The following is a 14,268-nucleotide window of genomic DNA, read 5'->3' as shown; positions in this document are numbered from 1 at the left end:
GATCCCTAAACCCAATCATCTCCAAAACAATACCTAAATTTCGTGTGTTAAGGCTCATTTACGAACGGATATTAAATCAACCCTAATTTGACTACATATACAACTCTTATTATCCTCAGTGGACTTGTCATATTCTCCTACCTGTTTGATCTGCTGGCCGGTAAAACAAAGATCCCTTCAGTTATTTTATTATTGTTACTGGGTATTAGTCTAAAGCAGATCGTGGAGTATTTTAATATTCCCATGCTCAATTTCTCACTCATCCTGCCCACGCTGGGTACATTGGGTTTGATACTCATCGTATTTGAAGGGGCATTGGAGCTGCGATACAACAGCGATAAAAACGCGGTGATCAAAAAGGCATTCTTTTCGGCATTAGGTATATTGCTGTTAAGCACAGTGGCCATCACCGGTATTATCTATTACCTTACCGGCGAGAGTATTTATAAATGCTTTGTAAACGCCATTCCTTATTGTGTGGTAAGCTCATCTATTGCTATACCATCCGCGGCCAATCTCATTAAAAGTAAAAAGGAATTTATCATTTATGAATCCTCGTTCTCAGATATCCTCACCGTGGTGCTGTTTAATTTTATCGTCAGAAATCCGAAGATAGATATTGGCTCATTTGCCAAATTAGGCGGCGAACTTACGGGTATTATTCTGGTGGCTATTTTATCGTGCCTTGCCCTGTTATATGTTATCGGGCGTTTAAAACATCATATTAAATCGTTCCTGATCATATCATTATTGATCCTGGTTTATTCTATCGGCCAGTCGTACCATTTGTCAGCGCTCATCATTGTATTGGCTTTAGGCTTGTTCCTGAACAATGCCAGCCAGATCAATTTTTCCTGGTTCAGGAAAACGTTTATCTATCCCGCCTTTAAGCATGACATCAAGCAACTGCATCAACTTTCGGCCGAGAGCGCTTTTCTGATGCGTACCTTCTTTTTTATTGTTTTTGGCTATACCATGAATATCCGCGAGCTGAACGATATGCCGATTTTACTGAGTGCCGGGGCTATTTTGATTTCTATTTACGTAGTGCGTTTCCTATATATTAAACTGGTATCTAAAACCGACCTGATGCCCGAGCTTTTTATCGTACCCCGCGGACTGATCAATGTACTGCTATATTATAATCTGCCCGCTAATCTGCGTATCCCCCAGGTGGGTGCCAGTTTATTATTTGTGGTGGTATTAGGTACAAGTATTATATTAAGTCTCGGCTTGCTGGTAACCAAAAGGCATGCAACAAGCCAAAGCCAGGAATTTGGGAATGTTTAGCCTCACCCTGCTTCATGGAGAGTAATATAGTCCATGAAAAGACTCTCCCGGTCTACGCTTCGCTGGACCACCCTCCCTGCGGCTTTGCCACAAAGAGGGTAAAGAAAAAGAAAGAAATCCCCTCTATGCGCGAAGCGGAGAGAGGGGTGACAAGCGTAGCGATGTTGGGGTGAGTCGGCTCTGCGACAATTTAAATGACACCCAGGCTAAACATTTAGGAATTTAATGATATTTGATCAAAAGAAACACCAATGACTATTACTACCCGCCTCGCTACTTTTGAGGACATTCCTTTTTTACAGCAATTAATAGGTGCATCCGTACGTGGGTTAAGTACCGCTTATAATACCTCAAGCCAGATAGAAAGCTCGATTAAATATATTTTTGGTATCGATACACAACTCATCATTGATGGTACGTACTATGTGGCTCAGGTTGGTGATGCTATAGTAGGCTGTGGCGGCTGGAGCAAACGGAATACGCTATACGGCGGCGATCAGCATAAAGCGGTAGAAGACCCACTGCTTGATCCCGCAAGTGATGCTGCACGTATCCGGGCCTTTTTTGTACACCCTGATTGGGCCCGGAAAGGTATTGGTAAACATATTATGCAGGTATGTGAAAACGCAGCTAAAGCGAATGGTTTTACCAGTTTTCAGCTTGGTGCTACTTTGCCCGGCGTACCGCTTTATGAAGTGATGGGCTATCGTCCGCTGGAGCATATTGAGCAGCCCATGCCCGATGGTGAAGTGCTGCCCATTGTAAAAATGTATAAGGCTTTGTAAGCGGTTAATAGTCCATAAAAAGATGGGAATAGGGTTAAAGCCAAGTCGCATAGCCGACTCACCCAGTCTTCGCTTCGCTGGACGACCCTCTCTGCGGCTTTGCCGCAAAGAGGGTAAAGAAAAAGAAAGAAATCCCCTCTATGCGCGAAGCGGAGAGAGGGGTGACAAGCGTAGCAATGTCGGGGTGAGTCGATACGCGTATAATTTTTACGCTATGGGGCTATACCTTTGTGAGCAGGCAAACAGCGCAAGTTTCGGGTTTTACAGGAGCTTATACCGGGGTAAATTTGTTTATCAATAATTAATAAACAAGACGATGAACACACAAGAAAAAATCAATTACGACCGTATCGCCGAGGCGATCAACTACATAAAGCTGAACTTTAAAAATCAACCCAACCTGGATGATGTGGCCGAAAAGGTGCATTTAAGCTCTTTCCATTTTCAACGTTTATTTACCGACTGGGCCGGCATCAGTCCCAAGAAGTTTTTACAATACCTGAGCCTTGATTATGCCAAAAATCTGTTGAAAGATAAACAGGCTACCTTGTTTGATACCGCTTTTGAAACCGGCCTATCAGGCACCGGCCGGCTGCACGATCTGTTTATCAATATAGAAGGCATGACCCCCGCCGAGTACAAAAACGGCGGTAAAGAGCTCGAGATCAACTATAGTTTTGCCGAAAGCCCTTTTGGTAACATCATTGTAGCATCAACTCCCAAAGGCATTTGTTATATGGCTTTTGCCGATGACCGGGAAGATGCGTTTAATAAGCTTCTGGAACAATTCCCTAATGCTTCTTATACGCAAGTAGTGGATGTTGCCCAGCAGGACGCCCTGCACATCTTTAAAAAGGACTGGTCGGAGTTATCCCAAATAAAGCTGCATTTAAAAGGTACCAGTTTTCAGCTTAAAGTATGGGAAACACTGTTGAAAATACCTATGGGCGATCTGAGCACTTATTCGGATATCTCTAAGCAGATCCATCAGCCCAATGCCAGCAGGGCCGTAGGCAGTGCGATAGGGGCCAACCCGGTTGCTTTCCTGATACCTTGTCACCGGGTTATCAAGTCAACCGGCGAATCTGGTGGTTATCATTGGGGGCCAACCCGCAAATCGGCTATTATTGGCTGGGAGGCCGCTTTAGTTAACAACGAGGCTTAATAATACAGATATGGGTATTAAAGAAAGAATTGCAGGCCTGAATTGGGCCGAAATTTCCAATGCGATGGATAATAAGGGGTATGCGCTGGTGAAAAATGTATTAACAGCAGATGAATGCGATGCCCTCAGCTCCCAATATGCCGATGAGCAACTGTACCGTAAAACCATTGTGATGGAGCATCATCAATATGGGCTGGGAGAGTATAAGTATTTCAAATACCCCTTGCCCATGCTTGTTCAACAATTACGGGAGAGTTTTTATCCCAAACTGGCACCCATTGCCAATGGCTGGATGCAGTATTTGAATAAGGAGCAACGTTTCCCCGATACTTTGGAAGAACTGCTGCAGCATTGCCATGAGCATGAACAGTTGAGACCAACTCCATTGATATTACAATATACACAAGGTGGCTACAATGCCATGCACCAGGACCTGTACGGTGAAGTGTTTTTTCCAATGCAATTGGTTTTTATACTGGATGAACCCGGCCGGGATTATGAAGGTGGCGAGTTTATATTGATGGAGCAAAAGCCAAGAGCGCAATCGCGCGCTATGGTGCTTAAACCCGTTAAAGGCGATATGCTGTTATTTACTACCAGCTACCGCCCGGCAAAAGGCAGCACGGGTTATCACCGGGTAAATATGAAACACGGTGTGGGTGAAATAACTGCCGGTAAACGACGCAGCATGGGTATCATTTTTCATGACGCCAAATGATCAGGCATATTGAACTGGGGAATGTCTCCTTTACCCGCAGCAGGAGACTAAAACAACTGCTCGATACAAAACAGATCAGGCTTGGTGGTAATGCCCGGCTTAAAATTTATGGTACGATGAGTTGCCGATCGGGCAAACGAATGAAATCGGAAAACCGTGTTTTCTTTGTTTCGGAAGCAGAGGCTGTTAATCTGGGATATCGCCCCTGCGGACACTGCATGGTGCAGCAGTACCGGAGGTGGAAGAATTCTCAACATAATTAAAGCATGCCTTGTTGCGTTTATAAGATTGGCTAAGTACATTTAGCCAATCTTATCATCATGCTGAAAAAAACACTCTTCATTGTCATCATAGTAATAGCCGGAAAAATGGCTAACGCGCAAACCGCCGATGAGGTGTATGATCGCTACGTTGATTTTAACGAAGCATTTCTAAATGCTAATATGGAAAAAGCCATGACCCTTGGCGAGCAAATACTGCCTGATACTGCTAAACTAAAACCCGGTATCCGTATAAGTTTCTATAATTTTATGGCCCAGGTTTACGAAGGCGATCATCAAAGTATGAATGCCATTATGTATTATAATAGGGTAGTAGCCGCGCAACCCAATTATTATGTGGCACACCGTGCATTAGGGTATCTGTATATCAAGGATATTTCGGGCAAACCGGCGAAGGAGATAGTTGTGGATGCAGCCTATATCGGCAAAATAAAAAAAGCTTTACCGCATCTGGAAAAAGCCCAGGCCTGCGATCCGGATGATCAAACGCTCAGCCTGATTAAGCTGCTTTACCGCAATATAAAGGATCAGCACGGTATAGATACTTTACCTGCCCGACTTGCCCAACTGAAAAAGAATTGTGAGGATATTTTAAGCACCCCAACCCCCTGAAGGGGGGCAAGATGTGCAAATATGCGGATGTGCAGATATGCAAATGATCCACGCACTAAGCAAATATTAAAATCATCTGCACATCTGTAATTTGCATATCTGCACATCTACAAGTTATTTCTGTCTGAAACTATCGCCAATAAATTCCAGCGCGTCTGTAATGCCGGTACGCCAGTAGGTCCAGTTGTGGCCGCCATCTCGTATCCTGAATTCATGCGGAACTTTCTTTTCCATTAAGGTGATGTGCAGCAGGGAGTTGCCCTTGCTCAAGGGATCGTCATCACCGCAATCTATCCAATAGCGAACCGTATTCAATTCTTCGGTAGTTTTGCTTTGTACCAGGCCGAGTACGGAGTAGTTTTGCCAAGTAGCATTTAAACGTTCCTTGCCTTTAAGTTCGGGACCGATCACTTTGCTGTATACTTCGGCCCAGCGGGCATCAGGAATAGCCATCAGGTCTTCATCGCTGCGAACCGCCGCACTAAGTGCCGCTGCTGCCGAAAACATTTCAGCATGTTTGATGCTATACACCAATGTGCCAAAGCCACCCATAGATAACCCGGCTATACCCCTATAATTTTTTTCGGCTTTGATGTGATACTCCCTTTCAATACCGGGGATAAATTCCTTAAAAAAGAAATCCTCGTAGTTCTGTTTCCCGTCGTAGGAATTGATGTAATAAGTAGTCTGGGCATCGGGCATCACAATGATCATGGGCGGGATCTTGCCCTCAGCAATGGCTTTATCGGCATAATGGTTTATCTCTCCAAATTGCAGCCAACCGGTTTGATCGTCGCCATAACCATGCAGCAGATACACCACCGGGCATGTCCGGTTTGATGTTTCATAATCTGGAGGCAGATAAATAGCGTATTTTACATTATGTTTTAAAATATCGCTTTTGATGTTTTGCTCGTCTATCACTTTACCTAAATGCTGGGCAAATACATTGCCAGAGCTTAAAAGTAGTAAAAGCAGGGAGAGCTTAAAGTATATTTTCATAAATTTTAGTATCAAGTAGTGCGTATCAAGTATCAAGACATATTCTCATTCGGTATATGGGCTCCATCATCTGCATATCTGTAATTTGCACATCTGCACATCAAAGACTCTATTTCTGCCTGAAACTGTCGCCTATAAATGCCAGCGCTTCCGTAATGCCTGTACGCCAGTAGGTCCAGGTGTGGGCGCCATCACGAACACGAAACTCATGCGGAACTTTCTTTTCCATCAACGCGATATGCAGTAAGCAGTTGCCTTTGGTTAAAAAATCGTCATCACCGCAATCAATCCAGTAGCGTACACCGCTCAATTGTTCTGTGGTTTTGTCCTGCACCATGCTCAATGCAGAATTGGCCTGCCAGGCCTTGTTCAAGCGGTCTTTACCCTTCAGCCCGCGACCATACAGCTGGGCAAATACCCTATCCCAGTTTTCGTCGGGCATACCCACCATCTGATCGTCCGGAAATACTGCCGCGCTCAATGCGGCTCCTGCTGCAAACAATTGCGGATATTTAATAGTGTAAATAAGCGTGCCGTACCCACCCATAGAAAGACCAGCTACACCACGATATTTTTTATCGGCTTTAATGCGGTAAATCTTTTCAATTTGCGGCATAAATTCTTTGATAAAAAAATCCTCATATTTTTCTTTACCATCATAAGAGTTAATGTACCAGCTTGAATCGGCATTAGGCATCACGATAACCATAGGAGGTATAGTGCCTTCGGCAATGGCTTTATTAGCATAGCGGTTTATTTCGCCAAACTGCAGCCAACCGGTATTGTCGTCTGTATAACCATGCAACAGGTACACAACAGGGTAGCTGCGGTTGGCTGTTTCATAATCGGCAGGCAGGTAAACAGTATACTTTACATTACGCTTTAAAATACTGCTTTTAACGGTTTCTTCCTCCAGTACTTTGCCCTGTGGCTGTGCAAATAAGGCATTGGCCCATAAAACACAGCAGATCAGCAGGCATTTTTTAATGATGTTCATAGATAGGCGGTTTAGTTTTGGTTGATGGAAATTTAGGTAATTTTTGGCGTTGACCAAATACTATCTAAAAATTAAGAGCCTTGCCTTGTACCGGGTATATCAGGTTTAGTTGTAGTTGATTGGCAGCTTTCAACTGGGCCTTAATCCGGGTGATGCTTTTGGTTGGTGGCTTAAGGTGTGTAACAACAATGTTTAACCCTTTTAATTCAGCCGGGCTTGTAAGCGTGGCCAATTTATCCATTTCGGCCATGAACCAATGCGGGGTCAAATGGCCAAAAAGTGTTTTATCCGGTTGCTCATTCGGGAAGGATACCTCAATGAGAATAGCTTTTAATTTTTTGTTTTTGATGAGCGGTGCAACAGCTTGCCACAGGTTTTGCAGGTTGCTGCTTTTTTCAATGGTATCCGATCCTGTATCGCCCAGGTATAAAATATAGTTGTCATTACTTTGTACCAGAAAAGCGGTACTGATAATGTTGGAATGACTTAGTGGGAATGCCTGCACTTTAAGCTTGGTATTTTCTATGTCAGTTTCGGTGCCGGGATCAAGTACCCGGTAATGGTATTTCTTTAAAGCGGGTGTTTCACCCTGATCGGCAAAATTTGCCCAGTTTGCCCAGGTAAAATAGTGGGTTTTGATGGTCTCAATAGTACTTTGAAGGCCATAAATATTTTTGCTGCTATCTTCGGGCGAATTAATAATAAGCCCTGCTATATGATCAAGATGGGGGTGTGATATAAAATACCCTTTGATGTATTGTCTCAATACCCGCTCACCAGAAACCCTGAATGTCTTGTTTACCACTGCTTTTTGAATGCCAGCATGCAAGGTTCCAGCATCCAGGCAGATATATTGATCGGTGCCGGTTGCAGCTAACATATAAGCTGATAAATTACTTTCATCGATACCACCCAACACACCTAATGGCACCAGCCGAAAAGCCGGTTTACTTTTAGGCTGCGCCAAAATAACAAAGGGCAGTAAAATATAAACAACTATCAATAAGGCTTGCTTAAGGCGCATGTTTAATCAGTTTTTCAATTGCAGGTATTGCAATTGTGAGGCCGCTAAATTAATGAACCTGCGGCATTAAGCCGAGTGATAATTAAAAAAGATAACGTACTTTGAGGCAGCGTGTACAGAAGAACTTTTTTAGCGGTAGCCAAAAGAGAAATGTTCTGATGAATGGACTTCTTTTACGGCGCAAATCAAGTACTTCATTGCACTTTTTGCACTTGTAAACAGGGCGTAGAGGGGCATTAGTAGTTTGCATTAGTTAGGGGGATTAATACAATACAAACCTAAAATAAAGGACCGGAGTTTTAAAGAGAGTATCCTTAAAAAGATATTAACTTTTTGTTAAATAAATATTACTCTATCTTCATTTTGGCGGCGGCGGATTTTTTGTATTCGTAATCGCCTCCTAATAGATAGCCCCATGGTTTTAAGCTCTCTATACGGTCAAATATGATCTTGAAAATAGCAATAACCGGTATGGATAAAAACATACCCGACAAACCCCATATCATTTCGCCTAAAATGATCCCTATAAATGATATTAGCGCATTAAGTCGCACTTTTGAACCTACAATGGTAGGTAGCAGAAAGTTGGCATCAACCGCATGAATACCGATTACGCTGCCCATCACCAATAAAGTATCCTTAATACTACCGGTTGCAAAGGTAATAATGGCGCTGAGCAACAGCGCCGTAAAAATACCGATGTAAGGTATAATGTTAAATAAGCCAACGATAATACCCAGCAAAGCAGCATATTTAATACCAATAAGCAGGAAAACGCTGATAGCCACAGCTGCTACGATCATCATTTCCAGCAAAAGGCCCAGGATGTATTGCCTTAATATAGATTGAATATTCTCTACTATATCCATTACGATATGCTCGTTTTCATCGCGGAAAACCCAGATAATAAAACGCAGCAGCAAACGCCTGTAAAGCAGTATAAAGAAGGTAAATATCAGGATGAACACATAAAAGAGCATCAGTGATGAAATAGCCCCGAAAGTTGTACCTAAAACATCGCCACCCGATGCCATAAGCTTATCGGCTGTACTGTGCACGTAGTTCATTTGTTTTTCGGTATTAATATGAAATGCCGATTGTACCCATTCCTGCAAGTCATGCAATGATTGTGTTACCTGGTTTTTAAGCATAGGCCAGTCGCTGGCTACTTTTGATATCTGTGAGCCTACCAGGTACAATATGCCGTAAACAAAACCAACAAGCAGCAATATGGATATTAAAGATGAAGCACTACGCGGCAGCCGGCATTTTTTTTCCAGAAAGTTGGAAATAGGTAACAACAGTATCGCGAAAATGAACCCGAAAATCATGGGGTCAAGCAGGTCCTTACCTATAATGATCAGATATCCGAGTGCCAAAAAGCCAATTAATGTTAATGCAAGTCGTTCGTAAAATGGTGCAATCAGCTTTTTGGTGGACATATGATAATTTTTCAGTTGGTAACGTATACAGCGAGCGGATGTTTGAAGTTAAGCAATTATTACAGATAATAATTTACCATTTTGATTTTTGTGGATTTAAAATTTACCAGGTTGTTGATTCTATATCGCCAGTATATGCTTTCAAAAGAATAAATTTTGGCAAATATTTTGCATGAGTTAAATCATTCTACTTAAAAATTAAAATTATGGCAAAGTATTCAGAAAAAGCAGGTGAAAAAGTGGAGAAAACCATGCATGAAATGAAAGAGGGCAAACTTAAAAGCGGAACCGGCAAAAAAGTGACAAGCAAGAAGCAGGCTGTAGCTATCGGACTATCAGAGGCACGGAAAGAGGGCGCTAAAGTACCCAAAAAGAAAAGTTAAATTTTAAATTGAAAAGCGTTATTGTCCAAAAACAACAACGCTTTTTATCCGTTGCTGGTGAATGCATCCATCACATCCATTAGCACAATAGCTTCTTCAATGCTGCAGGGGTTGGGGCCTTCGTTTTTGAAGTAAGCAACTATCTTTTCGATCATAGGTTGCTGAATATGCTGCGGATGGGTAAAAGTGACGGTTTCATCTTCAGTATCAGTTTTCCAGCTGATGTAATTACCAAAGAACGGAAAAGTGATCTTGCCCTTAGTGCCGATGATCTCGCAGGTATCGGTGGTGAGGTTTTCGGCTACATTAAAGCACCAGGACCCGTTTACCACTACTTTGTTTTTAAATAAGATCTGCCCGCAAACATGATCATCAGCCAGGGTGGCGCCCGATTGATTGAGCGAGAATCCATGGTATTTTTCAGGCTCGCCAAAATAGTACAGCATCAGGTCGAGCTGGTGCGGGGCAAGGTCATGAAAATAACCGCCACCGGATAGCTCGGGGTTAACCCGCCAGTTGTCCTTGGTTTTAGTGATCAGCTCTGGTTTGCGGCTTTGCCACATCCTGATCTGTACAGTGCGGATATCGCCTATCTTTTGGGTATCGATCAGCTCTTTGACCGCCAGAAACATGGGTACGGCACGGCGATAATGGGCAACGGTTAGTTTGGCATTACTTTGTTTTACAGCTTCGGCCATAGCGCGGGCTTCAGTTGCATTGCGGGTAACCGGTTTTTCGACATAAACGTTCAGCCCCTTTTTTAAGGCACTTAGCGCATATTGCAGGTGCGAGGAGGGGGGAGTGGCTATATAAATAGCATTAACGCCGGCCTCGTCCATCAGTTTTTCGGCATCACTGTACCATTGGTTTACCAGATGGCGCTGTGCATAGTCGGCCGCCTTGGCAGCGTCGCGTCGCATTACAGCCAATAGGTTACTATCGGCTACTTTTTTAAATGCCGGTCCGCTTTTTAATTCGGTTACGTCGCCGCAACCAATGATACCCCAGTTTATATTGCTCATAAGCCCCCTCTAAGTCTCCCCCCGAAGGGGGAGACTTTTTAATTACTTGAATTTAATTTATAACTGATTAACCTACCTGATTTATAGCCTGTATATACACGCGCAAGTCAGTTTCCCCTTCAGGGGATTAGAAGGCCAGTATTTTTTCTATCTGGCTAAGCTCATCAGCCGAGAATGTGATATTATCCAGCGCCTTTAATGAATCGGCCAATTGTTCAGCACGGCTTGCACCAATCAGCACCGAAGTTACCCGGCTATCTTTCAGCAGCCAGGCCAATGCCATTTGAGCCAGTGTTTGGCCGCGTTTCAGGGCCAGGTCATTCAATTGTTTTATCTGGGCAATCCTTTCAGGAGTTACCTGGTCCTTTTGCAGGAAACCGGTTGATTTGGCGGCCCTTGAATCTTCGGGAATGCCATGCAGGTATTTATTGGTGAGCAAGCCCTGTGCCAACGGCGAAAAAGGGATACAGCCCACTCCGGTGTTACCCAGCACATCCAGTAAGCCTTCTTCCGGATCACGTACAAACATAGAATATTTGGGCTGATGGATGAGGCAGGGCGTACCCAGGTCTTTCAATATCGCTATAGCTTTCGCAGCTTCCGCAGCCGGATAGTTGGAGATACCCGCGTATAAAGCTTTACCCTGACGAACAATCAGATCAAGCGCGGCCATGGTTTCTTCCAGCGGTGTTTCCGGATCGGGACGATGGTGGTAAAATATATCCACATAATCCAAACCCATGCGTTTCAGGCTTTGATCCAAACTGGCTACCAGGTATTTTTTAGAGCCCCAGTCGCCATAAGGGCCATCCCACATGGTATAACCAGCTTTGCTCGAGATGATCATCTCATCGCGGTAGCCGCGGAAATCCTCTTTTAAAATACGACCAAAATTCTCTTCGGCAGAACCCGGGGGCGGACCGTAGTTGTTGGCCAGATCAAAGTGCGTAATGCCGCTATCGAAAGCCAGGTGTAAAATTTTGCGGTAAGTTTCGGTTACATCTACATGCCCGAAATTGTGCCACAAACCCAGCGAAATAGCCGGAAGTTTGATGCCGCTATGGCCGCAACGGCGATATTGCATTTTTTTGTATCTGTCTGCTGATGGTAGATATGTCATAGAATAAATGTGAGAATTGCGATGATTTTAAGAAAAGTAAAAATAGAATTTTATGCAGAAAGCGGAAGTAAATAATTTGTTATGTTAAGAACGTCCAGGCATGGCCTCAATGTGGTTTATCAACATTTGCTCTTTGGCCCAATCTCTTAATACAGATAAAAAAGGGAGCAGCCCTTTACCCGTATCTGTAAGGGTATATTCAACTCTGGGAGGTACTTCTACATATACTTTCCGACTAATCAACCCATCATTTTCCAGTTCTCTTAAAGTCTGTGTAAGCATTTTTGATGTTATCCCGATTACTGTTTTCCGCAGTTCGCCATAGCGTAAGGTGCCAACCCTTAAGCGCCATAGGATACGACCTTTATATTTGCCTCCAATTCGTTGAAAAGCATAGTCAATTCCGCATTTTGGCGCCTGTCTTTTTACTTTTTTATCCATCAGTTAAAAATAAAATAGCTGATCTACAGCATAGTAACTTATTTGTAAGCAGGCTACTTTTTTGTGCCTACTTGATAAAGGTACATAGCAAATTTAACTTTGACATATGAAAAGTACCCTGATGTTTATATTTTCCATTTTTTGCTGTTTGTCTGTTAGTGCACAACAAAAAAGCAGCATGTCGTCAAACCCGGCAACTGTGAGCACTGCCGGAACATATTCGTTAATTGCTGTTGATAATATACTTGCGGATGGCAGTAGGGTGCATTTATATGGCGATAATCCACAGGGGTTGCTTGTTTTAGATAAAAGTGGCCGTTATGCGCTACAGATATTTAGCCAGGGCCGTACCAAATTTGCAGCAAATGATAAAAGCAAAGGTACTGATGAAGAGAACAGGGAAGCAGTAAAAGGCAGCAATGCGCATTTTGGAACCTATAGTGTAGACAATGCTACAGGCACTATTATTTTCCATATCGACCACGCTTCGTTTCCTAACTGGGAGGGTACACAGCAAAAACGGCCATTTACATTGGTAGGGAATGTGTTTAAGTATACGGTACCCGCCCCAACTACAGGTGCTACAGCAACCGGGGAAGTGGAATGGAAACGGATAGAATAAATTTATCTGATTCTATATTCAATAAATCAATAATTCACTAACTCAACAATTAGCTTATACCACCTCTGCCACCACAAAAGTGCTGCCACCAACAAAAACCAGGTCATTATCGGTGGCATTAGCCTGAGCGGCTGATAAAGCTGCTTTTACTGATGGGTAAGTCTCTCCGTGTAAATCAAAGCTTTCTGCTTTAAGCATTAAGCTTTCAGCATCTAATCCCCTCGGGATATCTGGTTTGCAGAAGTAATAGATAGCTTTTGTTGGGAGCAGAGCGAGTACTTTGGTAATGTCCTTATCATTCACCATACCTATTACAAAATGCAGTTGCTGGTAATCAACCGCGGCAATGTTTTTGACTACCTCCTGTATACCATCCGGGTTATGCCCGGTATCACAAATGGTCAGCGGTTGAGTATTTAAAATTTCCCAGCGGCCATGTAAGCCGGTGAGCGTTTTAACCCGTGATAAACCGTTACGAATGTTATCATCGCTGATGTCAAAATCCATTTTTTTTAATTCTTCAATCGCGGTTAAAACGGTTTTAACATTTTTGAGTTGGTATGTACCGGGAAGGTCAAGTTTCAGTTTATAATAGGAAATCTCCGGACGTGTTTTCTCTATCGCAAATGATAAATAATCAGAAACCTGTGACTCGCCAACAGATGGGTAGATTTTCCAATAATCGGACCCAAACAGTAGTTCCGATTGCATTGCCCGTGCCTTATCTATAAAAATAGAAGCGACTTCCGACTGATGTTCGCCGATAACCACCGGGATGCCGGGTTTAATGATACCTGCCTTTTCGCCTGCTATCAGTTGCAGTGTATCACCCAGCATGTTCATATGGTCCCAGCCTATGTTGGTAATGACAGACAGGAGTGGAGTAATGATATTGGTGGAATCCAAGCGTCCGCCTAAACCTACTTCAATAATAGCGATATCTACTTTTTCTTTGGCAAAAACGTCAAAAGCCAGGGCTACGGTCATCTCAAAAAAGGAAGGAGCTATCTCTTCAAAATCAGCACGGTGTTGCGCCACAAAATCAATCACGGTTTGCTCGCTGATCATTTGCCCGTTAACCCTGATGCGTTCCCGGAAATCTTTCAGATGGGGCGATGTATACAAACCGGTTTTGTATCCTGCTGTTTGGAGAATAGCTGCCAGCATGTGCGATGTAGAACCTTTGCCGTTGGTGCCTCCAATATGTACGCTTTTAAACCGATGCTGTGGATCGTCCAGCCGTTTGCAAAGCTCAATGGTATTGGTGAGGTCCTTTTTAAAAGCCGAAGCCCCATCGCGCGTAAACATGGGGAGTTGAGTGTATAGGTATTGGATGGTTTCGTTGTAGTTCATAGTTGATGGTT

General features: G+C 43.3%; 16 protein-coding genes. 8 read left to right on the top strand and 8 right to left on the bottom strand.

Going from position 1 to position 14,268, the window contains the following annotated elements; translation table 11 throughout:
* The first annotated feature begins 87 nt into the window (after positions 1-87).
* From ACNURT_RS20970 to ACNURT_RS20945, 6 genes are all read left to right on the top strand, one after another.
* The gene (locus ACNURT_RS20970; protein WP_419699392.1) at positions 88-1,290 is read left to right on the top strand and encodes a sodium:proton antiporter; all 1,203 of its coding nucleotides are present in this window, start codon (positions 88-90) and stop codon (positions 1,288-1,290) included.
* A gap of 251 nt (positions 1,291-1,541) precedes the next feature.
* Entirely contained in the window at positions 1,542-2,075 is a 534-nt protein-coding gene (locus ACNURT_RS20965; RefSeq protein WP_419699391.1) for a GNAT family N-acetyltransferase, read from the top strand.
* 316 nt (positions 2,076-2,391) lie between these two features.
* Positions 2,392-3,240, top strand: coding sequence for a bifunctional helix-turn-helix domain-containing protein/methylated-DNA--[protein]-cysteine S-methyltransferase (locus ACNURT_RS20960; RefSeq protein ID WP_419699390.1), 849 nt, complete (start codon positions 2,392-2,394; stop codon positions 3,238-3,240).
* A 10-nt stretch (positions 3,241-3,250) separates the two neighbouring features.
* A complete protein-coding gene (locus ACNURT_RS20955; RefSeq protein ID WP_419699389.1) occupies positions 3,251-3,958 on the top strand; it encodes a 2OG-Fe(II) oxygenase in 708 nt (235 codons plus the stop codon).
* Complete coding sequence (locus tag ACNURT_RS20950; protein ID WP_419699388.1) at positions 3,955-4,221, top strand: Ada metal-binding domain-containing protein; 267 nt, start codon at positions 3,955-3,957, stop codon at positions 4,219-4,221. Before ACNURT_RS20955 ends, ACNURT_RS20950 begins: the two co-directional genes overlap by 4 nt.
* 57 nt (positions 4,222-4,278) lie before the next feature.
* Positions 4,279-4,851 carry a hypothetical protein gene (locus tag ACNURT_RS20945; RefSeq protein ID WP_419699387.1) on the top strand — a complete coding sequence of 191 codons (573 nt, stop codon included), beginning with the start codon at positions 4,279-4,281 and terminating at the stop codon, positions 4,849-4,851.
* Between the two features lie 114 nt (positions 4,852-4,965).
* On the opposite strand, the gene ACNURT_RS20940 is transcribed toward ACNURT_RS20945, so the two are convergent.
* From ACNURT_RS20940 to ACNURT_RS20925, 4 genes are all read right to left on the bottom strand, one after another.
* Complete coding sequence (locus tag ACNURT_RS20940; RefSeq protein WP_419699386.1) at positions 4,966-5,853, bottom strand: alpha/beta hydrolase; 888 nt, start codon at positions 5,851-5,853, stop codon at positions 4,966-4,968.
* A gap of 109 nt (positions 5,854-5,962) precedes the next feature.
* Positions 5,963-6,850, bottom strand: coding sequence for an alpha/beta hydrolase (locus ACNURT_RS20935; protein WP_419699385.1), 888 nt, complete (start codon positions 6,848-6,850; stop codon positions 5,963-5,965).
* 64 nt (positions 6,851-6,914) lie between these two features.
* A complete protein-coding gene (locus ACNURT_RS20930) occupies positions 6,915-7,874 on the bottom strand; it encodes an MBL fold metallo-hydrolase (protein ID WP_419699384.1) in 960 nt (319 codons plus the stop codon).
* Positions 7,875-8,221: 347 nt separating this feature from the next.
* On the bottom strand, positions 8,222-9,316 hold the full coding sequence (locus ACNURT_RS20925) for an AI-2E family transporter (RefSeq protein ID WP_419699383.1): 1,095 nt from the start codon (positions 9,314-9,316) through the stop codon (positions 8,222-8,224).
* 206 nt (positions 9,317-9,522) lie between these two features.
* Here ACNURT_RS20925 and ACNURT_RS20920 point away from each other — a divergent pair, with 206 nt between their 5' ends.
* Positions 9,523-9,699: a DUF6496 domain-containing protein gene (locus tag ACNURT_RS20920; protein WP_370995985.1), complete on the top strand. Its 177-nt coding sequence runs from the start codon at positions 9,523-9,525 to the stop codon at positions 9,697-9,699.
* A 44-nt stretch (positions 9,700-9,743) separates the two neighbouring features.
* On the opposite strand, the gene ACNURT_RS20915 is transcribed toward ACNURT_RS20920, so the two are convergent.
* From ACNURT_RS20915 to ACNURT_RS20905, 3 genes are all read right to left on the bottom strand, one after another.
* Complete coding sequence (locus tag ACNURT_RS20915; RefSeq protein ID WP_419699382.1) at positions 9,744-10,721, bottom strand: Gfo/Idh/MocA family protein; 978 nt, start codon at positions 10,719-10,721, stop codon at positions 9,744-9,746.
* 127 nt (positions 10,722-10,848) lie between these two features.
* Complete coding sequence (gene mgrA / locus ACNURT_RS20910) at positions 10,849-11,841, bottom strand: L-glyceraldehyde 3-phosphate reductase (RefSeq protein ID WP_419699381.1); 993 nt, start codon at positions 11,839-11,841, stop codon at positions 10,849-10,851.
* An 84-nt stretch (positions 11,842-11,925) separates the two neighbouring features.
* Positions 11,926-12,282, bottom strand: a complete 357-nt coding sequence (locus tag ACNURT_RS20905; protein ID WP_419699380.1) for a winged helix-turn-helix transcriptional regulator — start codon at positions 12,280-12,282, stop codon at positions 11,926-11,928.
* Between the two features lie 106 nt (positions 12,283-12,388).
* Between ACNURT_RS20905 and ACNURT_RS20900 the strand changes: the two genes are divergently transcribed.
* On the top strand, positions 12,389-12,904 hold the full coding sequence (locus ACNURT_RS20900; RefSeq protein ID WP_419699379.1) for a lipocalin-like domain-containing protein: 516 nt from the start codon (positions 12,389-12,391) through the stop codon (positions 12,902-12,904).
* Between the two features lie 54 nt (positions 12,905-12,958).
* On the opposite strand, the gene ACNURT_RS20895 is transcribed toward ACNURT_RS20900, so the two are convergent.
* Positions 12,959-14,257, bottom strand: coding sequence for a bifunctional folylpolyglutamate synthase/dihydrofolate synthase (locus ACNURT_RS20895; RefSeq protein WP_419699378.1), 1,299 nt, complete (start codon positions 14,255-14,257; stop codon positions 12,959-12,961).
* Between the last annotated feature and the right edge of the window lie 11 nt (positions 14,258-14,268).

Source organism: Mucilaginibacter sp. NFX135, assembly GCF_048565145.1.
Classification (GTDB): Bacteria; Bacteroidota; Bacteroidia; order Sphingobacteriales; family Sphingobacteriaceae; genus Mucilaginibacter.
This window is presented reverse-complemented; position numbering and strand designations above follow the sequence as displayed.